This window comes from Mesorhizobium sp. M7A.F.Ca.MR.148.00.0.0, from assembly GCF_003997735.1.
Lineage (GTDB): Bacteria > Pseudomonadota > Alphaproteobacteria > Rhizobiales > Rhizobiaceae > Mesorhizobium.
The window spans coordinates 7117-28261 of the sequence record NZ_RZTB01000076.1 but is presented as its reverse complement, the minus strand read 5'-3'; the positions used below and the strand labels follow the sequence as shown (position 1 = coordinate 28261).

Annotated in this window: 20 protein-coding genes and 1 pseudogene; 8 read left to right on the top strand and 13 right to left on the bottom strand. The window is 63.0% G+C overall.

The genetic code is table 11. The features are described 5' to 3' along the window. The 12 genes from lpdA to EOB49_RS23235 form a co-directional block, all read right to left on the bottom strand. Positions 1-1120 (bottom strand): dihydrolipoyl dehydrogenase (gene lpdA / locus EOB49_RS23290; protein ID WP_245472800.1); only part of this gene is annotated, 1120 nt, incomplete at its 3' end. Between the two features lie 79 nt (positions 1121-1199). Further along, positions 1200-1955, bottom strand: coding sequence for an SDR family oxidoreductase (locus EOB49_RS23285; protein ID WP_127382346.1), 756 nt, complete (start codon positions 1953-1955; stop codon positions 1200-1202). Beyond that, positions 1952-2404 carry a hypothetical protein gene (locus EOB49_RS23280; RefSeq protein ID WP_245472802.1) on the bottom strand — a complete coding sequence of 151 codons (453 nt, stop codon included), beginning with the start codon at positions 2402-2404 and terminating at the stop codon, positions 1952-1954. The genes EOB49_RS23285 and EOB49_RS23280 overlap by 4 nt, the downstream gene beginning before the upstream one ends. Before the next feature lie 65 nt (positions 2405-2469). Then, entirely contained in the window at positions 2470-3051 is a 582-nt protein-coding gene (locus EOB49_RS23275; RefSeq protein ID WP_127382344.1) for a hypothetical protein, read from the bottom strand. Between the two features lie 10 nt (positions 3052-3061). Further along, positions 3062-4342 (bottom strand): 2-oxoglutarate dehydrogenase complex dihydrolipoyllysine-residue succinyltransferase, encoded by a 1281-nt coding sequence (gene odhB, locus EOB49_RS23270; protein ID WP_127382343.1) that lies wholly within the window; start codon positions 4340-4342, stop codon positions 3062-3064. 47 nt (positions 4343-4389) lie between these two features. Further along, positions 4390-7377, bottom strand: a complete 2988-nt coding sequence (locus EOB49_RS23265) for a 2-oxoglutarate dehydrogenase E1 component (RefSeq protein WP_127382342.1) — start codon at positions 7375-7377, stop codon at positions 4390-4392. A gap of 127 nt (positions 7378-7504) precedes the next feature. Then, complete coding sequence (gene sucD, locus EOB49_RS23260) at positions 7505-8407, bottom strand: succinate--CoA ligase subunit alpha (RefSeq protein WP_127382341.1); 903 nt, start codon at positions 8405-8407, stop codon at positions 7505-7507. A 41-nt stretch (positions 8408-8448) separates the two neighbouring features. Then, the gene (locus EOB49_RS23255) at positions 8449-8820 is read right to left on the bottom strand and encodes a cupin domain-containing protein (RefSeq protein ID WP_127382340.1); all 372 of its coding nucleotides are present in this window, start codon (positions 8818-8820) and stop codon (positions 8449-8451) included. A 4-nt stretch (positions 8821-8824) separates the two neighbouring features. Then, positions 8825-10018: an ADP-forming succinate--CoA ligase subunit beta gene (sucC, locus tag EOB49_RS23250; RefSeq protein ID WP_127382339.1), complete on the bottom strand. Its 1194-nt coding sequence runs from the start codon at positions 10016-10018 to the stop codon at positions 8825-8827. Positions 10019-10064: 46 nt separating this feature from the next. Further along, on the bottom strand, positions 10065-11033 hold the full coding sequence (gene mdh / locus EOB49_RS23245; protein WP_013528846.1) for a malate dehydrogenase: 969 nt from the start codon (positions 11031-11033) through the stop codon (positions 10065-10067). A gap of 393 nt (positions 11034-11426) precedes the next feature. After that, entirely contained in the window at positions 11427-12626 is a 1200-nt protein-coding gene (gene zapE, locus EOB49_RS23240) for a cell division protein ZapE (RefSeq protein WP_127382338.1), read from the bottom strand. A 53-nt stretch (positions 12627-12679) separates the two neighbouring features. Continuing rightward, the gene (locus EOB49_RS23235) at positions 12680-13219 is read right to left on the bottom strand and encodes a protease inhibitor Inh/omp19 family protein (RefSeq protein WP_127320577.1); all 540 of its coding nucleotides are present in this window, start codon (positions 13217-13219) and stop codon (positions 12680-12682) included. A gap of 262 nt (positions 13220-13481) precedes the next feature. Between EOB49_RS23235 and EOB49_RS23230 the strand changes: the two genes are divergently transcribed. From EOB49_RS23230 to EOB49_RS23195, 8 genes and pseudogenes are all read left to right on the top strand, one after another. Beyond that, positions 13482-14501 (top strand): MBL fold metallo-hydrolase, encoded by a 1020-nt coding sequence (locus tag EOB49_RS23230; protein ID WP_127382337.1) that lies wholly within the window; start codon positions 13482-13484, stop codon positions 14499-14501. 83 nt (positions 14502-14584) lie between these two features. Further along, on the top strand, positions 14585-14746 hold the full coding sequence (locus tag EOB49_RS23225) for a DUF1328 family protein (protein ID WP_013528842.1): 162 nt from the start codon (positions 14585-14587) through the stop codon (positions 14744-14746). Positions 14747-14841: 95 nt separating this feature from the next. Beyond that, a pseudogene (gene dapF, locus EOB49_RS23220) lies at positions 14842-15673 on the top strand (diaminopimelate epimerase). Continuing rightward, a complete protein-coding gene (mtaB, locus tag EOB49_RS23215; protein WP_127382336.1) occupies positions 15673-16986 on the top strand; it encodes a tRNA (N(6)-L-threonylcarbamoyladenosine(37)-C(2))-methylthiotransferase MtaB in 1314 nt (437 codons plus the stop codon). The pseudogene dapF and the gene mtaB overlap by 1 nt, the downstream one beginning before the upstream one ends. Positions 16987-16997: 11 nt before the next feature. Beyond that, on the top strand, positions 16998-18887 hold the full coding sequence (gene ftsY, locus EOB49_RS23210; protein ID WP_127382335.1) for a signal recognition particle-docking protein FtsY: 1890 nt from the start codon (positions 16998-17000) through the stop codon (positions 18885-18887). Between the two features lie 61 nt (positions 18888-18948). Then, positions 18949-19623, top strand: coding sequence for a septation protein A (locus EOB49_RS23205; RefSeq protein WP_127268190.1), 675 nt, complete (start codon positions 18949-18951; stop codon positions 19621-19623). Positions 19624-19718: 95 nt separating this feature from the next. Continuing rightward, positions 19719-20339, top strand: a complete 621-nt coding sequence (locus tag EOB49_RS23200) for a pyridoxamine 5'-phosphate oxidase family protein (RefSeq protein WP_127382334.1) — start codon at positions 19719-19721, stop codon at positions 20337-20339. A 39-nt stretch (positions 20340-20378) separates the two neighbouring features. Further along, positions 20379-20909, top strand: coding sequence for an NADPH-dependent FMN reductase (locus tag EOB49_RS23195; protein ID WP_127320936.1), 531 nt, complete (start codon positions 20379-20381; stop codon positions 20907-20909). A 25-nt stretch (positions 20910-20934) separates the two neighbouring features. Here the strand turns inward: EOB49_RS23195 and EOB49_RS23190 are convergent, their stop codons facing one another. Next, the gene (locus EOB49_RS23190; RefSeq protein ID WP_023811297.1) at positions 20935-21141 is read right to left on the bottom strand and encodes a 4-oxalocrotonate tautomerase family protein; all 207 of its coding nucleotides are present in this window, start codon (positions 21139-21141) and stop codon (positions 20935-20937) included. Between the last annotated feature and the right edge of the window lie 4 nt (positions 21142-21145).

Genomic DNA, 21145 nt, shown 5'->3' with positions numbered 1-21145 from the left:
TGCCGGCCTTCTTCAGCTCTTCCTCGGTCTTGCCGACCGAGGCGATTTCCGGGCTCGTGTAGACGACGCTCGGAATGACGTCATAGTTCACGTGGCCGGCCTGGCCGGCAATGGTTTCCGCTACCGCCACGCCCTCGTCCTCGGCCTTGTGTGCCAGCATCGGCCCGGCGATGACATCGCCGATGGCATAGATGCCCGGGACATTGGTCTTAAGATGGCCATCGGTCTTGACCCGGCCGCGCTCGTCGACCTCGACGCCGGCTTCCCCGAGGCCGAGACTGTCGGAATAGGCGCGGCGGCCGGTGGCGATCAGCACGGCATCGGCCTCGATCGTCTCGGCCGCCCCGCCCTTGACCGGTTCGAAGGTGACGGTAGCGCCCTTCTTGGCCTTGGCGACGCCGGTCACCTTGGCGCCGAGCTTGAACTCGAAACCCTGTTTGCTCAGCAGCCGCTGGAACTGCTTGGAGACCTCGCCGTCCATGCCGCCGAGGATGGTGTCGAGGAATTCGACCACCGTGACCTTGGCGCCGAGCCGCGCCCACACCGAGCCGAGTTCGAGCCCGATGACACCGCCGCCGACCACCACCAGATGGCTTGGCACTTTCTCCAGCGACAATGCGCCGGTCGACGACACGATCACCTTCTCGTCGATGTCGACCTTGACGCCGGGAATACCGGCGACGTCCGAGCCGGTGGCGATGACGATGTTCCTGGTCTCGATCTCCTCGACCTTGCCGTCCTCGCCGGTCACCGACACCTTGCCGGCCGCGACCACCTTGCCGGTGCCGCGAAAACTGTCGATCTTGTTCTTCTTGAACAGGAAGGCGACGCCGTTGACATTCGACGACACCGTCGCGTCCTTGTGCGCCATCATCTTCTTCAGGTTCAGTTTCGGCGGCGATATCTCGACGCCCAGCGTGTCGAAGGAATGGCCGGCCTCGGCGAACATCTCGGAAGCATGGAGCAGCGCTTTGGAGGGGATGCAGCCGATGTTGAGGCAGGTGCCGCCGAAGGTGGCGTTCTTTTCGACCACCGCCACCCTGAGCCCGAGCTGCGCCGCCTTGATGGCGCAGACATAGCCGCCCGGTCCCGATCCGATGATAACGACGTCATAAGCCATGATACTGTCCTTCTGTTTGAGCATGATGCCGTGTGACGCGGTTTTCGGATAACATCATGCTCGATCTGATTGAGAGCGCTCAGCGGCCGCCGCTTACATTCAGGATCGCGCCTGTCGTGTAGGACGCGGCGTCGGAGAGAAGATAGAGAACCGCGCCCGCGACTTCATCCACTGTACCGGCTCTTTTCATCGGCAGCAGGTCGCGGAACCGCTCCACCCTGTCCGGCTGCCCGCCGGAAGCGTGGATATCCGTGTCGATGATGCCAGGGCGCACCGCATTGACGCGAATGGCTTCCAGCGCCACCTCGCGGGCGAGCCCGATGGTGAAGGTGTCGATGGCGCCCTTGGAGGCGGCATAATCGACATACTCGCCCGGCGAGCCCAATGTCGCTGCCGCCGACGAGATGTTGACGATGGACCCGCCCGACCCGCCATGGCGGGTCGACATGCGCTTGACCGCCTCACGGGCGCAGAGGAACGAGCCGACGACATTGACGCGCATCATGCGCTCCAGCCGCGAAACGTCCATCTCGTCGACGCGCGCCTTGACGTCGACGATGCCGGCATTGTTGACGAAAGCATCGAGCCGTCCATAGGCGCGGTCGACGGCCTCGAACATGGCCACGATATCGGCCTCGCTGCCGACATCGCCCTTGACCGCAAAAGCCTCGCCGCCGGCAGCCTCGATCTCCGCGACCAGTGCATCGGCGGCGTCCTGATTCGCAGCGTAGTTGACCGCGACCCTGTAGCCGGCCTTCGATCCAAACCGGCAGATCGCCGCGCCGATGCCGCGGCTGCCGCCGGTGACCAGCAGCACCTTTTGCGTCCCGCTCATTCCTGGCATCCCTTCAAGGCAAACACATCCCCCGGCACTTTCGAAAACCCGCTGCCGCCATAGGCACTGGATTGGCGCAACGCTGGCCCGAGATCCGGCAGGATCAGCGTCTTCGGCGCTTCGACACCTTCGGCCGGCAGCAGCCCGATGTTGCCCTTGTCATCCGCCGTGTAGATGACGCCATGCCAGGGCGTGCAGGCGGCAAGCTCCTCGCCGGTGACGTCGCCCTCGGGGCATTTGTACATCAGCGCGCCGTTCGGCCGCGACACGCCCTCGTTCCACATGACGATGCCGTTCAGCACCACACTGTTGTCGAGGATCATGCGGAAGCTGTTGGTGACGGTCGCCGAGGTGCCGGTCGGCGTGAAATCGATCTCGCTGCCGCCCTGGGCGTCTCCATAGACGGCGAGTTCGATCGGGCAGGCGGCATAAGCTGCCGCCGGGATCATCGCCGCACCGACCGCTATCGATGCGGTAGACAGGCTTTCGGACAAGAAAGAACGGATCGTCACTGCTATCCGCCTTGAACAGCTTGATCGAGGATGAAGACCGTCGAAAGAAAATAATCTACCTCGAACGCAACGTTTTCATTCCTGTCGACCGGAACCGCATTAACCTCGTATTTGAGGGTCAAGATGCGAGAACTCTCCGCCAGCTCAATATAAACGTCGCGCTCACGACCGCCGCTGATTGCCCACTTGAATTCGCTCTTGTTCAGGAACTGCAATGCCTTGGGCAAGGTATGTATGGCTATGGGCTTTGTGCCTGCAAAAATCACAGGATGCCGCCCCAAATCGACGTCCAGATGGCCATACCAAGTCGCCATCGTTCCACCCGATTGCAATCTTCCGAAGACAGGCTCGACGCTAATCGACCTCAGATGAAAATCGGGACTGAAGAAGAACTCGCAATTTCTACCATAGATGCACCACGCTGACTCCGCGTCCTCGTGGCGATAATGATTGTCCGCCCGCACATCCTCCGGATCGATCAAGCCTCGCACCGTTTCACGGCTGCTTTTTCCGAGTTCAATCGGACCCGCCCGGCCTGTCGTAACAAGCTCGAACAGATCGATTGGCTCGACAGATTCAGCCACCGCGTCAGCCTTAGAGATCAAGCACCAGCCGTTCCGGATCCTCCAGGCTTTCCTTGACGCGGACCAGGAAGGTCACCGCTTCCTTGCCGTCGACGATGCGGTGATCGTAGCTGAGCGCCAGGTACATCATCGGCCGGATCACGATCTGGCCGCCGACCACCACGGGCCGGTCCTGGATCTTGTGCATGCCCAGAATGCCCGACTGCGGCGCATTGAGGATCGGCGTCGACATCAGCGACCCGTAAACGCCGCCGTTGGAGATGGTGAAGGTGCCGCCCTGCATGTCCGCCACCGACAGCTTGCCGTCGCGCGCGGCGATGCCCAGGCGGCCGATGTCCTTTTCGATCTCGGCGATCGACATCTGGTCGGCATTGCGCACGACCGGCACAACCAGGCCCTTTTCGGTGCCGACGGCGACGCCGATATGGGCATAGTTCTTGAAGATGATGTCGGTGGCGTCGATCTCGGCGTTGACGGAGGGGATCTCCTTCAGCGCGTGCGTCACCGCCTTGGTGAAGAAGCCCATGAAGCCGAGCTTCACGCCGTGCTTCTTTTCGAACACGTCCTTGTATTTGGTGCGCAGCGCCATCACCGCAGACATGTCGACCTCGTTGAAGGTGGTCAGCATGGCGGCGGTCGACTGCGCTTCCTTGAGGCGGCGCGCGATGGTCTGGCGCAGCTTGGTCATGCGCACGCGCTCCTCGCGCGACGCATCGTCGCCCGAGGACGGCGCACGTACGGCAACCGGTGCAGGTGCCGCCTTCGGCGTCTCTGCCGGCTGCGACGGCGCGCCTTTGGAGATGGCGTCGAGCACGTCGCCTTTCAGCACCTGGCCACGCTTTCCCGAACCGGAGATCTGGTCGACCGAGAGATTGCTTTCGGCGATCAGTTTCGCCGCGGCCGGTGCCGGTGGCATGGTGCGTGGCTCGACCGGGCCGGCATCGCCGGCGATCTTGGCGGTCTCGGCCGCGGCCTGCTTGCCGGTCGATGCGGCATCCGGCGACGAGGCCTGCGACACCGCTTGCGGCTTGGTCGCTGGTGCAGCGGCCGCGCCACCTGCCGAAATCGACCCCAGCAGCGCGCCGACACCGACTGTCTCACCTTCCTTGACGGTGATCTCACCCAGCGTGCCGGCGGCGGCGGCAGGCACCTCCACCGTCACCTTGTCGGTCTCGAGCTCGACCAGCGGTTCATCGGCGGCGATTGTATCGCCAACCTTCTTGAACCATTTGCCGACGGTCGCTTCAGTGACGGATTCGCCGAGAGTGGGAACGCGGATTTCGGTAGCCATTGTGCCTGTCCGTTTTCTTTCGGTTCTGTTGTTCGCCCAGATCTTCTCTATTCACCAAGCGCGTCTTCGAGCAAGGCGGCGAGCTGCGCGAGATGCTTCGACATCAGTCCGGTCGCCGGCGAGGCGGCGGCCGGACGGCCGGTGTAGCGCACCCGCTGATGCTTGGCGTCGATATGCGCCAGCACCCATTCCAGATAGGGGTCGATGAACGACCAGGCGCCCATGTTCTTGGGCTCCTCCTGGCACCACACCATCTCGGCATTGCGGAACCGCGACAGTTCGGTGATCAGCGCCTTGGCCGGGAACGGATAGAGCTGTTCGACGCGCAGCAGATAGATGTCGTTGATGCCGCGCTTCTCGCGCTCCTCATAGAGGTCGTAATAGACCTTGCCCGAACACAGCACGACGCGGCGAATCTTCGAATCCTTGGTGAGCTTGATCGCCTGGCCGGAAAGCAGCTGCGCATCGTCCCACAGCAATCGGTGGAACGAGCTTTCGCCCGAAATTTCCGGCAGAGTCGACACCGCCCGCTTGTGGCGCAGTAGCGACTTCGGCGTCATCAGGATCAGCGGCTTGCGGAAGTCGCGCTTCAGCTGCCGGCGCAATATGTGGAAGTAGTTGGCCGGCGTCGTGCAGTTGGCGACTTGCATGTTGTCTTCGGCGCAAAGCTGCAGGAAGCGTTCGAGCCGGGCCGAGGAGTGTTCCGGACCCTGGCCTTCATAGCCATGCGGCAACAGGCAGACGAGGCCCGACATTCTGAGCCACTTGCGTTCACCCGAAGAGATGAACTGGTCGAACACCACCTGGGCACCGTTGGCGAAATCGCCGAACTGCGCTTCCCACAAGGTCAGCGCCTTGGGCTCGGCCAGGCTGTAGCCATATTCGAAGCCCAGCACCGCCTCTTCCGACAGCATCGAGTTGATGACTTCGTAGCCGGCTTGAGCCGCCGACAGGTTGTTGAGCGGGATGTAGCGGGTCTCGTCGCGCTGGTCGTACAGGACCGAATGGCGCTGCGAGAAGGTGCCGCGTTCGGAATCCTGCCCCGACAGGCGGATCGGATTGCCGTCGAGCAGTATGGCGCCGAAGGCCAGCGCCTCGGCCGTCGACCAGTCGATGCCTTCGCCCGACTCGATCGCCTGACGGCGGTTTTCGAGGAAGCGGATGATCGTCTTGTGCGCCTCGAAATCCTTCGGCACCTCGGTCAGCTTCTTGCCGATTTCCTTCAGTGTCTTGACCGGGACGGCGGTCTTGCCGCGCCTTTGTTCGTCCTGGTTGTCGGCGGTGCGCAGGCCAGACCAGGCACCGTCCAGCCAATCGGCCTTGTTGGGCTTGTAGTGCTGGCCGACTTCCCACTCCGATTCCAGATGCGCCCGCCAGTCGGCCTTGAGCTGGTCTAGCTCGGCCTGGGTGAGGTGACCCTCGGCGATCAGCCGGTCGCCATAGATCTGCACCGTCGTCTTGTGGGTGCGGATGTTGCGATACATGATCGGCTGGGTGAAGGCCGGTTCGTCGCCCTCATTGTGGCCGAAGCGGCGGTAGCAGAACATGTCGACCACAACGGGCTTGTGGAACTTCATGCGGAATTCGATGGCCACCTTGGTAGCATGCACCACGGCTTCCGGATCGTCGCCGTTGACGTGGAAGATCGGCGCCTCGATCATCTTGGCCACGTCGGACGGATAGGGCGACGACCGCGAGAAGCGCGGATTGGTGGTGAAGCCGATCTGGTTGTTGATGATGAAATGCAGCGTGCCGGCAACGCGGTGGCCGCGCAGGCCGGACAGGCCGAGGATCTCGGCGATCACGCCCTGGCCGGCGAAGGCGGCGTCGCCATGCAGCAAGAGCGGCAGCACCTTGGCGCGCTCTTCCAGCGGCACGATCTCCTCGCGGCTGCGGCCGAACAGGTAATCCTGCTTGGCGCGCGCCTTGCCCATCACCACCGGATCGACGATTTCCAGATGCGAAGGATTGGCGGTCAGGGACAGATGCACCTTGTTGCCGTCGAACTCGCGGTCCGACGAAGCGCCCAGATGGTACTTGACGTCCCCCGAACCCTCGACCTCGTCGGGTGCGGCCGAGCCGCCCTTGAACTCATGGAAGATGGCGCGGTGCGGCTTGGCCATCACCTGGGAAAGCACGTTGAGCCTTCCGCGATGCGCCATGCCGAGCACGATTTCCTTCATGCCGAGCTGGCCGCCGCGCTTGACGATCTGCTCCAGCGCCGGGATCAGCGCTTCACTGCCATCGAGGCCGAAGCGCTTGGTGCCCTTGTACTTGACGTCGATGAACTGCTCAAAACCTTCGGCCTCGACCAGCTTCTGCAGGATCGCCTTCTTGCCGGTGGCGGTGAAGGTGATCTCCTTGTCGGCACCTTCGATGCGGGCCTGGATCCAGGCCTTTTCCTCGGGGTCGGAAATATGCATGAACTCGACGCCGAGCGTCGAGCAATAGGTGCGCGTCAGGATTTCCAGCATCTGCCGGATGGTGCCGAATTCGAGCCCGAGCACATTGTCGAGGAAGATCGGCCGGTCATAGTCGGCTTCGGTGAAGCCATAGTTCTCCGGCGACAGCTCGTTGTAATCCTCGAGCGGCTTGGCGATGCCGAGCGGATCGAGATTGGCGTGCAGATGGCCCCGCATGCGGTAGGCGCGGATCATCATGATGGCGCGCACCGAATCGCGCGTCGCCTGATGCACGTCGGCGTCGGACAGGACGACGCCGTTGGTGACCGCCTTGTCCTTGACTTTCTTTTCGATCGTCTTCTCGACGATACCCCAATTGCCGTCGAGCGCCGACACCAGTTCGCCATTGGCCTGCAGCGGCCAGGAGGGCTTGGCCCAGGAGGCGCCCTTGGCATTCCTGCGCACATCGCCGGCATCGTCCTTCAGCCCGGCAAAGAACTCCTGCCATTCGGGATTGACCGAGGCTGGATCGCCCTCATAGGCGGCGTATAGCGCGTCGATGTAATCGGCGTTGCCGCCGTAAAGGAAAGAGGTGAGCGAAAATTGGTCGTTGGCCTGATCTTGTCTTGCCATTTTTGTCCGCGGAGCCCGGCTCCGTCTCCTGTTTTTGGAGGGAGTAGGGGAATAAGGGAATAGGGGAGTAGCGCTTTTTGCCGCTGCTATTTTCCCTACTGCCCTACTCCCTTACTCCCCTATTCCCTTAACCTTTGATCGCCTCGACCAAGGTCGTGCCCAGCCTTGCCGGCGAGGGCGATACCTTGATGCCGGCGGATTCCATCGCCGCGATCTTGTCTTCGGCGCCGCCCTTGCCGCCGGAGATGACCGCGCCGGCGTGGCCCATGGTGCGGCCGGCCGGTGCCGTGCGCCCGGCGATGAAGCCGGCCATCGGCTTTTTGCGGCCGCGCTTGGCTTCGTCCTTGAGGAACTGCGCGGCGTCTTCCTCGGCCGAACCGCCGATCTCGCCGATCATGATGATAGACTTGGTCTCCTCGTCGGCGAGGAACATCTCGAGCACGTCGATGAACTCGGTGCCCTTGACGGGGTCGCCGCCAATGCCGACGGCGGTGGTCTGGCCGAGGCCGACATTGGTGGTCTGGAACACGGCTTCATAGGTAAGTGTTCCCGAGCGCGAAACAACGCCGACCGAGCCCTTGCGGAAGATGTTTCCGGGCATGATGCCGATCTTGCATTCGTTGGGGGTGAGCACACCCGGGCAGTTCGGGCCGATCAGCCGCGAGGTCGAGCGGTCGAGCCGCGCCTTGACTCTGATCATGTCCATCACCGGTATGCCTTCGGTGATGCAGATGATCAGCGGGATCTCGGCCTCGATCGCTTCCAGAATGGCTTCGGCGGCGCCCGCCGGCGGCACATAGACGACCGAAGCGTTGGCACCGGTCTTTTCCTTGCCCTCGGCGACCGTGGCGAAGATCGGCAGGTTTTCACCCTTTGAGCCGGTCCACGTCTCGCCACCCTTCTTGGGGTGGATGCCGCCGACCATTTTCGTGCCGTGATAAGCCAGCGCCTGTTCGGTGTGAAACGTGCCGGTCTTGCCGGTCAGGCCCTGCACCAGCACCTTGGTGTTCTTGTCGACGAGAATGGACATGGGAGCCCTTTTCTAAAAACCGTTGATCGAGGAAAACATGGTCAGAGCCGCTTCAGGTCAGCGACCGTGAGGTCGCTCTTGGCGTTGCCGGTGTTGAGCGTCGTGGCCGGTTCGAACATCAGCACGACAGGCTCCGTGGTGAGTGAGCGCGGACGGTGTTCGACACCGCGCGGCACGACGATGAAGTCGCCCTCGCCGAGCTCGACCGGACCGTCAGGGAAATCGATGGCGATGCGCCCGCGCAGCACGAGGAAGGCTTCGTCCTCATTGTCATGCGCGTGCCAATCGAAGACCTCGCCGAACTTGGCGACCTTCGCCTGGCTGTCGTTGACGTCGCCGGCGATATGCGGATCGAAGACCTTCTTGATCTTTTGATCCGCCGCCTCGACCAAGTTTATCTTGCGCGGAGGCATCCGCTCAACCCTTCACCGCCGCCACGATCTTCTTGGCAGCATCATCGAGATCATCGGCCGACACCACGTTGAGACCGCTGTCGTTGATGATCTTCTTGCCAAGCTCGGCATTGGTGCCTTCCAGACGCACCACCAGCGGCACTTCCAGTCCGACTTCCTTGACCGCGGCAATGACGCCCTCGGCAATGATGTCGCACTTCATGATGCCGCCGAAGATGTTGATCAGGATACCCTTGACCGCCGGATCCCGGGTGATGATCTTGAACGCCGCCGTGACTTTTTCCTTGGATGCGCCGCCACCGACATCGAGGAAGTTGGCGGGCTCGGCACCATAGAGCTTGATGATGTCCATCGTCGCCATGGCGAGGCCGGCGCCGTTGACCATGCAGCCGATATTGCCGTCGAGCGCGACATAGGCGAGGTCGTATTTCGACGCCTCGATTTCCTTCTCGTCCTCTTCGGTGGTGTCGCGCAGTTCGAGCACGTCGGGGTGACGGAACAGCGCATTGTTGTCGAACGACACCTTCGCGTCGAGCACACGCAGCCGGCCGTTCTTCATGACGATCAGCGGGTTGACTTCGAGCAGGCTCATGTCCTTCTCGACAAAGGCCTTGTAGAGGATCGGGAACAGCGTATCGCCGTCCTTGGCCGCATCGCCGTCGAGCTTGAGCGCACCGTTGAGCGCCTTCAGATCGGCTGATGTGACGCCCTTTTCCGGGTCGATGGCCACGGTGATGATCTTTTCGGGCGTGTCATGGGCGACCGCCTCGATGTCCATGCCGCCTTCGGTCGAGACGACGAAGGCGATGCGGCCGACCGAACGGTCGACCAGGATCGACAGATAGAGCTCGCGTTCGATGTCGGCGCCGTCCTCGATGTAGAGGCGGTTGACCTGCTTGCCGGCCGGGCCGGTCTGCTTGGTCACCAGCGTGTTGCCCAGCATCTCGTTGGCGTTGGCAACGACATCGGCCACCGACGTGGCCAACCGCACACCGCCCTTGGCGTCCGGGCTGAGTTCGGTGAATTTGCCCTTGCCGCGGCCGCCGGCATGGATCTGGCTCTTCACCACATAGAGCGGGCCCGGCAGCGCCTTGGCGGCGGCTTCCGCTTCATCAGCCTTGAACACCGGCACGCCTTCGGCCACCGGTGCGCCGAACGACTTCAGCAGCGCCTTGCCCTGATACTCATGGATGTTCATCTGGATGGTCTCCGGGTTGCTTGCTGGATGTTCACTTACTGGAGATTCATTTGGAGGCGAGTTGCGGCGCGATCTTGACGCAGGCCTCGGTCAGACCCTGCACCGTCGCCACAGAGGAGTCGAACATCTTCTGCTCGCTCTTGTTGAGCTCGATCTCGATGATGCGTTCGACGCCACCGGCGCCGATCACCACGGGAACGCCGACATAGGTGTTCTTGACGCCATACTGGCCGGAGAGATACGCCGCGCAGGGCAGCACGCGCTTCTTGTCCTTGAGATAGGCTTCAGCCATCGAGATCGCCGAAGCGGCCGGCGCGTAATAGGCCGAACCGGTCTTGAGCAGGCCGACGATCTCGGCGCCGCCGTCGCGGGTGCGCTGCACGATCTGGTCGAGCTTTTCCTTCGAGGTCCAGCCCATCTTGATGAGATCGGGCAGCGGAATGCCCGATACCGTCGAATAGCGGATCATCGGCACCATGGAATCGCCGTGGCCGCCGAGCACGAACGCGGTGACGTCCTCGACCGAGACCTTGAACTCCTCCGCCAGGAAGTAGCGGAAGCGCGCGCTGTCGAGCACGCCGGCCATGCCGACGACATGGCTGTTGGGCAGTCCTGAGAACTTCTGCAGCGCCCAGACCATGGCGTCGAGCGGGTTTGTGATGCAGATGACGAAGGCCTTCGGCGCATACTTCTTCAGCCCGGCGCCGACCTGTTCCATGACCTTGAGGTTGATGCCCAAAAGGTCGTCGCGGCTCATGCCCGGCTTGCGCGGCACGCCGGCGGTGACGATACAGACGTCGGCCCCTTCGATGCCGGCATAGTCGTTGATGCCGGTGAGCCTGGAGTCGAAGCCATCGACCGGCGACGACTGCGCGATATCGAGCCCCTTGCCCTGCGGGATACCTTCGGCAATATCGAACAGCACCACGTCGCCGAGGTCCTTGAGGCCGATCATGTGAGCGAGCGTGCCGCCGATCATGCCAGAGCCGATAAGCGCTATCTTGTTGCGTGCCATGTGAGGATGTTTTCCCTTTGTCGGTGACGACGTCTCAAATCTCTGGTGACTTGATGGCGGCGTCGAAGAAGAGGCCGGAATGCTGCGGGGAACCGCGAATTTTCGCCGCACCCAATAGCCCCAGCATAGAAAAAATTCAAACGATTATTTTGGTGTCAGCATTTTCAATCGGTTAGATCATTTGGGATTTACGTAAACGTCAAAGTTTGTAAGCCGACTTGGGAAGAAGTAGCCGATGAAGATGGAGATCGTAAGGCCGGATGCGGGCGATGACGCCCTTGTGATGCGGGTAGCCGAGGAGGTTCGAGTTGTAGACGTCGGCGGGACAGCGCCCCCTCTGTCCTGCCGAGGGAGGGGACACGAAGGATCGCTACCGACGGATTCTCTGGAAATTCAGGCCTGCGCCTGCTTTGCATCTGGCGCCGGCTTCACCTTCTGCCGCTGCGCCCAATCCTCCAGCCAGTCGCGGCTTTGCATCTCGATCAGCCGCGATGCGGTGCGCTCGAACTCGAAGACTTCGACGCCGCGCTTGGCTGCATAAAGCGCTTGCGGCGGCGCTTCGGCGCTCATCACCAGCCGCACATGATGGTCGTAGAGCGTGTCGATCAGAAGGATGAAGCGCTTGGCCTCGTTGCGCTTGCCTTCGCCGAGCACCGGGACGTGGTCGATGAAAATGGTTGAGAAGCGCCCGGCGATCGCCAGGAAATCGCGCGCGCCAAGCGGCTTCTCGCAGAGATCGGCGAAGGAGAACCGCGCCGCATCGCCCGCCGCACGCGGCACGATCACCTGCCGTCCTTTGAGGGCAATCGATGTCTCGGCGGTCGGCGCGCCCCGCGTCATGGCTTGCCAGGCCTCGTCGAGTAGCTGGTCCGCCGCCGCATCGGCCGGCGTGACATAGACCGGTGTCCGGGCGAGCTTTTCCAGCCGGTAGTCTTTGTCGGCATCGAGCGCCAGCACCTGTGTGTGCCGCTCCAGCATGCCGATGAAGGGCAGGAAAAGCTGGCGGTTCAGCCCGTCGCTGTAGAGGTTTTCCGGCGCCACATTCGAGGTGGCGACCAGCACCACGCCGCTGGCAAACAGCGCCGAAAACAACCTGGACAGGATCATCGCGTCGGCAATGTCGGTGACCGAGAACTCGTCGAAGCACAGCACCCAGGCTTGCTCGGCAAGGGCCTTGGCCACCGGCGGGATCGGATCGTCTTCCCTGACGTCGCCATTCTTGCGCGCCTGCCGGTGCTTCTGGATACGGTCCTGCACGTCGGCCATAAAGTCGTTGAAGTGGACGCGGCGCTTGCGCCGCACCGGCAGCAAGTCGAAGAACATGTCCATCAGCATGGTCTTGCCGCGACCGACGCCGCCATGGATGTAGAGGCCTTTGACGGCCTCATGCGTCTCGCGCTTGCGGGCGAACAGCCAGCCCAGCGCGCTCGACTTATGCGCCAGCCGCTTGGCCGAAATCTCATCGGTCAGCCGGTCGAGTGCCGCAACGATCCGTTCCTGCGCCGGATCGCTGTCGATCGTACCGGTTTCCACCAGATGGTCGTAGCGCTGTCTGACGGTCGCATGGGTCTGGAGGCCGTCACGCAGATGCATCGGTCACGTCGTTCTGGAGCGATTCCGGGAACCGGAATTGCGTAAAACAAAAACTATCTCGTAAGCGAAATCGGCTGGCCGTTGGAAGTCTGGCCGTCGAATTTCGATCCGCCCGAGGAATAGAGCCGCGCCAGCGCACCGCCGCTCTCGTCATAGAGCGTCAGCTGTTTGCCGGCGACGTTCCACGACTTGACGCCGTCCATCGGTGCCGGGCAGTGCAGCGGCCCGGCGCGGAAGCCGGCGCCGAATTTGGTCTGCGGTGTCGCCACCTTGCAGCTCTGGCCCGCAACGCTGGCGTTCCAGACACCGGCGACGCTGGCGGCGGTCACGTCCGAAGCGCCGGCCGGCGCCGAACCGTCCGCAGGCAGCGCGGCGACCTGCGTGTTCGCCGGAGCGGTCGGGAATTGCGACGGGTCGGTGGTGCCGGGCGATGCCGGCGGCGGCAGTTGGTTCGCCGTCACCTTGCCGGCGGGCGCGGCCTCCAGCGGTGCCGGCTGCTGGTCATCCATCGAGGAAAAACGTGAGGTCGAACAGCCACTCGCAACGAGGGCCGCCAGCGATACGGCCACCAGACCGGTTTTCGAAAAAGTCATTCCAACCTCCGTCGGATCCGGCTGGGGGGAAGCCGTCCGCACAATCTCACCCCCACCAAGATGGAGAAGGTGGCGAAATTTCAACCCGATATGGTTAAAATACAGTTTGCAGCAAGAATTGTTGCAAATTTATCGCAATCGCGACGGCTGACCGTTTGTCGCGCATCGCTCGGGAATTCCGGTCAACACTTCGTCGGTGGACGCTTGCGCGAACCGCCTTAGCGCCTATGTCTGGAAAACGAAACCCTGCTGGAGCCACAAATTGGCCGCGAGAAAGACTGCCGCCAATCGCTATTACAGCGGCCCGCCCAGCGACCATTTCGACGGCGCATTGTTCTTCAATCCCGACGGCCAGCCACCCGGCCGTTTCGCCGACCTGCTGAAATGGCAGTTGAATGGCCAGCGCTCGAAATGGCCGGCGAGCGATGCAAGCCCCTTTCCGCAGGCGAAACCGACGGCTCGGGTCGAGGGCGCCGCGCTGGAAGTGACCATGGTTGGTCATTCCACCTTGCTGGTCCAGACGGCCGGTCTGAACATTCTTACCGATCCGGTGTGGTCGCTGCGCGCGTCGCCGCTTTCCTTCGCCGGACCAAAACGCATCAATGCGCCAGGCATCGCCTTTGCCGACCTGCCGCCGATCGACCTCGTGCTGGTCAGCCACAACCACTATGACCATCTCGACCTCGCCACGTTGAAGCGGCTGAAGGCCGGCCACGACCCGCTGGTGCTCACTCCGCTCGGCAACGACGCCATCATCGAAGCCGCCGTGCCCGGCATGCGACTGTCGGCGCATGACTGGGGCGACAGGGTCGAGATCGGCGATGGCGCCGCCGTCCATGTCGAGCCGGTGCATCACTGGTCGGCGCGTGGCGCCCGCGACCGGCGCATGGCGCTTTGGGCCGGCTTCGTCGTCGAAACACCTGACAGCAAGCTCTATTTCGCCGGCGATACCGGCTTTCACAATGGCATCAACTACCGGCGGATGGCCGACAAACATGGCGGTTTCCGCTTCGCCATCCTGCCGATCGGCGCCTATGAACCGCGCTGGTTCATGGCGCCGCAGCACCAGAACCCCTGGGAAGCGGTGCAAGGCATGACGCTGTGCAATGCCGCCCATGCCGCCGGCTGTCATTGGGGAACTTTCCAGCTCACTGACGAGCCTATCGACGAGCCGGCGCGCAAATTGACCGAGGCGCTTGACGATCAAGGCATCCCACGGCAGCGCTTTCGCGCCTTGCGGCCGGGCGAGGTCTGGAATGTACCGGAGCACATAGCGTCCTGATCCGCATCGGTTTCGACGGAACCCCAGCGCGGCAACAGCGTTTTCATGCGGTTGAAAAATCTGTCGGGTTGCGAGGCATCGCCATGCTCAAATGGATCATCATCCTCCTGATCGTCGCCGCGGCGGCGAGCCTGCTCGGCATGCCGGCGCTGGCAGGTGCTGCCGCCACCGGCGCGCGCATCCTTATCGGCATCGTTCTGATCATCTTCCTGCTGGTGGTGCTGGGCATTTTCGCCGTCACGTGAGTCCGGCGCTTTCGCCGTGACCAAGCGGCTGCGCACTGGTAATTCCTGCCCGTTTCCGCCATATAGCGCCAAACGGACACGGAATTTCCGGAGCAATGGCCAGCACTGCCCCTTTCGCCAAGATGAACGGCATCGGCAACGAGATCATCGTTGCCGATATGCGCGGCCGTGCCGATCGAGTGACGGGGGCGGCGGCGATTGCGCTGAACGCCGATGCCGCGACCAGCTTCGACCAGATCATGGCGATCCACGACGCAAGGACGCCGGGCACCGCCTTTTTCATCGACATATTGAATTCCGACGGAACTGGCGCGCAGGCCTGCGGCAATGGCATGCGCTGCGTCGTCCAGGCGCTCGCCGCCGAGACCGGCCAGAAGATCTTCACCTTCGAAACCGTGGCGGGCATCCTCAATGCGCGCGAACATGCCGACGGCTCGATCTCGGTCGATATGGGCACGCCACGCTTCGGCTGGCAGGATATCCCGCTGGCCGAGGAATTCCGCGACACCCGCATGATCGAGCTGCAGATCGGCCCGATCGACGCGCCGGTGCTGCATTCCCCCTCGGTCGTCTCGATGGGCAATCCGCACGCCATCTTCTGGGTCGACAATGACGTCTGGTCCTATGAGCTCGACCGCTTCGGCCCGCTGCTCGAGAACCATCCGATGTTCCCCGAGCGCGCCAACATCACCATCGCTCAGGTTACTTCGCCCGAAACCGGCCGCCTGCGCGGCCGTGGTGGCCGCGGCCCGCACCAACCGGACCGGCCGCAGCGTCGGTCTGTTGACGCCAGGCGGCGGTACGCTGCATGTCGAATGGCGCGACGATGACCATGTGGTGCTGACCGGCGCCGCCGAATGGGAATTTTCCGGCAGCTTCGACCCGTCGAACGGGACATGGGCCCGCGACACCGAAAGCGCGGCCTGATGTCCGCTCTGCCCAAGAGCCCGGTGTCCAAGGGCATCGATGTCGTCACCTTCGGCTGCCGGCTCAACACCTATGAATCGCAGGTGATGCGGCGCGAGGCCGAAAGTGCCGGTCTGGGCGCGCTGGAAGGCGGCGCTTTGATCTTCAACACCTGCGCCGTGACAGGCGAAGCAGTGCGCCAGGCCAAGCAGGCGATCCGCAAGGCCCGCCGCGACAACCCACGGGCACGCATCATCGTCACCGGCTGCGCCGCGCAGACCGAGCCTGAAAAATTCGCCGCCATGGACGAGGTCGATCTCGTGCTTGGCAATGAAGAGAAGCTGAACGCCAATTCCTATCGCGCGCTGCCGGATTTCGGCGTCAACGACACCGAGAAGGCGCGCGTCAACGATATCTTTTCGGTGCGTGAGACCGCAGGCCACATGGTCGACGCCATCGAGGGCCGGGCGCGCGCCATCGTCCAGGTGCAGAACGGCTGCGACCACCGCTGCACCTTCTGCATCATTCCCTACGGCCGCGGCAATTCGCGCTCGGTGCCGATGGGCGCCGTGGTCGAGCAGGTCAAGCGGCTCGCCGGCAACGGCTATGCCGAGATCGTGCTGACCGGCGTCGACATGACATCATTCGGCGCCGATCTGCCGGGGGCGCCGAAGCTCGGCAAACTGGTGAAAACAATCCTGAAACAGGTGCCCGACGTGAAGCGGCTGCGGCTGTCGTCGATCGATTCGATCGAAGCTGACGACGATTTGCTCGATGCCATCGCCACCGAGCCCAGGCTGATGCCGCATCTGCATCTGTCGCTGCAATCGGGCGACGACATGATCCTGAAGCGGATGAAGCGAAGGCACCTACGCGATCAGTCGATCCGCTTCTGCGAGGATGTGCGCAAGCTGCGCCCCGGTATCGTCTTTGGCGCCGACATCATCGCCGGCTTCCCGACCGAGACCGACGAAATGTTCGAGAACTCGGAAAAAATTGTCGAGGAGTGTGGCCTGACCCATCTCCACGTCTTCCCCTTCAGCCCACGCGAAGGCACGCCCGCCGCGCGCATGCCGCAGCTCCGCCGCGAGGTCGTCAAGCAGCGCGCCGCCCGGCTGCGTGCCGCCGGTGAAGCTGCCTATTTCAGGCATCTGTCGTCGCTCACCGGAACGCGCCAGTCGATCCTGATCGAGCGCGACGGCCTTGGCCGCACCGAGGGTTTTACGCTTGCCGCACTCGGCACGGGCGCACCGGGTGAGATCGTCGAGGCTGAGATATCAGGCCACGATGGTAGCAGGCTGATCGCGGCGCCCCTTGCCGCCCGCGCCGCCTGAGAACGCAAAGCATGGCTGGTTTTTTCAAGAAGATATTTTCGTTCGGCAAGAAAGAGGTTGTCGAGGAGCGGATCGACGAGACCGCCCCGCTGCCGCCGATCAAATGGGAAGCACTCGATGCGCTGAAGCCGGCGGCCGAACAGGTCGTTCCGGAGTTCTTGAAGCGCGAAGAGCCGCGGCCGGAGGCAGAAACGACGCCGACGGTCGAGCCGGAGGTAATTCCTGCGCCGGAACCGGCGCCTGTCGAGGAACCGGCGCCCGAGCCGGAGCCTCTGCCGGAGCCCGAGCCGGAAGAAGAACCGGCGCCCGAGACGCCAGCCGAGCCGCCGGCGCCCGAGGAGATACCAACCCCTCCCGCCGTTCCGGAGCCTGCTCCCGAACCGCAGCCGCAAGAAGTCCCTGCTCCGGCGCCGGCCGAGCCGGAGATCGTCCCGTCGCGGCCGGAAAAGCAGCCGGAGCCGGCCCCGGTCGAAGTGCCGACGCCTGTCGAGGTTCCGGCAGAAACACCAGCGCCGATCGAGGTGCCGACACCGGCGCCGTCCCCTCTTCAGCCGTCTTCAGAGGCCGGCACCGCCCCTCATCCGCCTGCCGGCACCTTCTCCCCGTATAGAGACGGGGAGAAGGGGGCTAGCGGTGAAGCTGCGTCTCCTCTCGCAAACATCGAAGACGAAGCCTCAACGCTGACGCCCCCCTCTCCCCGTCCTTCACGGGGTGAGGGGCAGCACGAACTTGCGAAAGATTCGGCGCCACCCGTGGAAGCCATGCCGGCTGCTCTCGTGGCCGAAGCGCCCGCCGCCGAAATCGCACCTCCCATTCGCGAGCCTGCGCCGATCGAATCGCAGCCGGTCATTGCGGAAATCGCGCCCGAGCCGCAGTCTCTTCCACAACCCGCGCCGGAGCCGAAAGCCGCGCCCGGCAAGGTGACCGTCACCAAAAAGGTCCAGCAGAAGGCCGAGCCGCGGAAGGCGCCCGAACCGGCACCGAGGCGCTCCTGGTTCCAGCGCATGAAGGACGGGCTTGCCCGCTCCTCCAAGGAGCTCACCGGCAACATTGCCGGCGTCTTCACCAAGCGCAAGCTGGACGAAGAGACTTTGCAGGACCTTGAGGATGTGCTGATCCGTGCCGATCTCGGCATGGAGACGGCCTTGCGCGTTACCGACGCGCTGGCCGCCAGCCGCTACGGCAAGGACGTTTCCGACACCGAGGTCCGCGCCATCATGGCGGCCGAGGTGGAAAAAGTGCTGACCCATGTCGCCATGCCGCTGGAGCTCGATCTCTCGCACAAGCCGCATGTCATTCTGGTGGTCGGCGTCAATGGCACCGGCAAGACCACCACGATCGGCAAGCTCGCCGCCAAGCTCACCGATGGCGGCCTGTCGGTGATGCTCGCCGCCGGCGACACCTTCCGCGCCGCTGCGATCGAGCAGCTGAAGATCTGGGGCGAGCGGACGAAATCGCCGGTCATCGCCTCCAAGATCGGCGCCGATGCCGCGGGGCTCGCCTATGACGCCTTCGAGAAGGCCAAGGAGGCCGGTTCCGACGTGCTGATCATCGACACCGCCGGCCGCCTGCAGAACAAGACCGAACTGATGGCCGAGCTCGAAAAGATCGTTCGCGTGCTGGGCAAGCTCGATCCGGAAGCACCGCACACCGTGCTGCAGACGGTCGACGCCACCACCGGCCAGAACGCGCTCAACCAGGTCGAGATCTTCCGCAATATCGCCGGCGTCAACGGCCTGGTGATGACCAAGCTGGACGGCACGGCACGCGGCGGTATTCTGGTGGCGATCGCGGCAAAGCACAAATTGCCGGTCTATTTCATCGGCGTCGGCGAACAGGTCGACGACCTCGAACCTTTCTCGGCAAGCGAATTCGCCAGGGCGATCGCTGGAGTAGCTTAACAAGCATGTCCCAAAAAGTCGCAGACTTATTGGATCAGATCATGCGCAAGAAAGAGATTCCATGAACCCACCCATTCTCGAACGCGATCCGTCGGACCCGCAGAAGCAGAAGAAGGAAGGCGTCAATCCGCTGCTCAAGCTGGTGCTGGAGCTTGGGCCGTTGATGGTGTTCTTCTTCGCCAATGCGCGCAGCGGATGGCTGGTGCAGAAATTCCCTGTTCTGGCCGAGTTCGGCGGGCCGATCTTCGTCGCCACCGGGCTGTTCATGGCCGCCACGGCAATCGCGCTGATCGCCTCGTGGCTGCTCACCCGCACCTTGCCGATCATGCCGATGGTGTCGGGCGTCGTCGTCTTCATCTTCGGCGCGCTGACGCTCTATCTGCAGGACGACATCTTCATCAAGATGAAGCCGACCATCGTCAACACGCTGTTCGGCGGCGTGCTGCTCGGCGGCCTCTACTTCGGCAAGTCGCTGCTTGGCTATGTCTTCGATTCAGCCTTCAGCCTCGACGCAGATGGCTGGCGGAAACTGACCTTCCGCTGGGGCCTGTTCTTCCTGTTCCTGGCCATCGTCAATGAGGTGGTGTGGCGCAATTTTTCCACCGACGCCTGGGTTACTTTCAAGGTCTGGGGCATCATGCCGATCACGCTTCTGTTCACCTTCAGCCAGATGCCGCTGATCCTGCGTCATTCACTCGAGGACAAGGCCGGCAAAGAGGAAAAGGCCGGGAAATAGAGCAACTCCAGGAAAAGTGTCCGGAGCTGCGTCAAAACAAAGGGAAACAGCGGTTCTGCGTTCGTGAGACAATGAACCGTTCTGGGGAGAGGGACATGGAATTCATCACCACGCACGACCAGTTGAGGACGATCTACAAGACGCCACGGCCGACCGACGGTTCTATCCGCAAGGAGCTGAAAAAACTTGACGGCCATTGCCGCTCCTTCATCGGCAAGAGCCCGTTCGTGCTGATAGGCTCGTCCGACGGTGCCGGCAACGCCGACGTGACGCCAAAGGGCGATAAGCCGGGCTTTGCCACCGTTCTCGACCACACCACCATCGCCATTCCCGACCGGCCCGGCAACAACCGGCTCGACACGCTGGAGAACATCCTCCTCAATCCCTCGGTCGGGCTGCTCTTCCTCATTCCCGGCATGAACGAGACGCTGCGCGTCAACGGCGATGCCCGCATCACCGTCGACGCAAATTTGCGCGAACGGCTCGCCGTCGACGGCAGGGAGCCGCAAAGCGTCGTCGTGGTCAGCGTCAAGGCCGCCTATATGCACTGCGCAAAAGCCTTCATGCGCTCGGATTTGTGGAAGCCGGAAACCTGGTACGACCGCGCGACGCTGCCGACGCTCGGCCAGATCATGCGCGATCAGCTGGCGGTTGCCGATTCCGCCGAGGCGACCGATCGCTGGCTCGACGAGGAATACAGGAAGACGATGTGGTAGGTTTCCGAACGCGATTCGCGTCTGGACTGATTCCATACCTTGCTGAACATCCTTGCCATTTCCGGCAGCCTGCGCGCGGCCTCCACAAATTCGGCGCTGATCGCCGCACTGGCGCGCGAAGCGCCGTCCGGCTGCCGCGTCACCATCCGTGACGGGCTCGGCCGTCTACCGATCTTCAATCCCGACGATGAAGGCGAGCGGACACCGCTCGAAGCCTCCAAGCTGATCGATGCCGTCAGCCGAGCCGACGGCCTGATCGTTTCCTGTCCGGAATATGCCCATGGCGTGCCGGGCGGGCTGAAGAACGCCCTCGACTGGCTGGTCTCGCGCGATGCCGCTGTCGCCAAGCCCGCCATGCTGGCACACGCCTCGCCGCGCTCGCTGTTCGCCCGCGCCGCACTGGCCGAGATCATGCGCACCATGTCGTTCGCACTTTGCGACGCCGTGCTGGAGATTGCCCTGCTCGGCAAGAAGCCACCGGAGGTGGCGGGCATCCTCGACGAGCCGGGGAACCGGCAGGCGATGCATGATGCGCTGAATGCCTTCGCGGAGTTTATCCGCTCGCGTTGAGCGGCGGCCACCCCAGACCTTCGAGCTAGCCCTTTCGCAGCGTCTCCACATCAGTCTTCCCAACGTACCAATCGCGCGCGTTGACCTCTTCAAAAACCACCCAGACATCGTCGTTGCTCAGCCCGGTGGCGTCCATGATGGCCGCCGTCACCTTTTTAGCGATGTCCGCCTTCTTGCCTGCCGGATCGGCTGATATCACTTCCTTGACGATGCGGATGTTGACGAATGGCATTTTT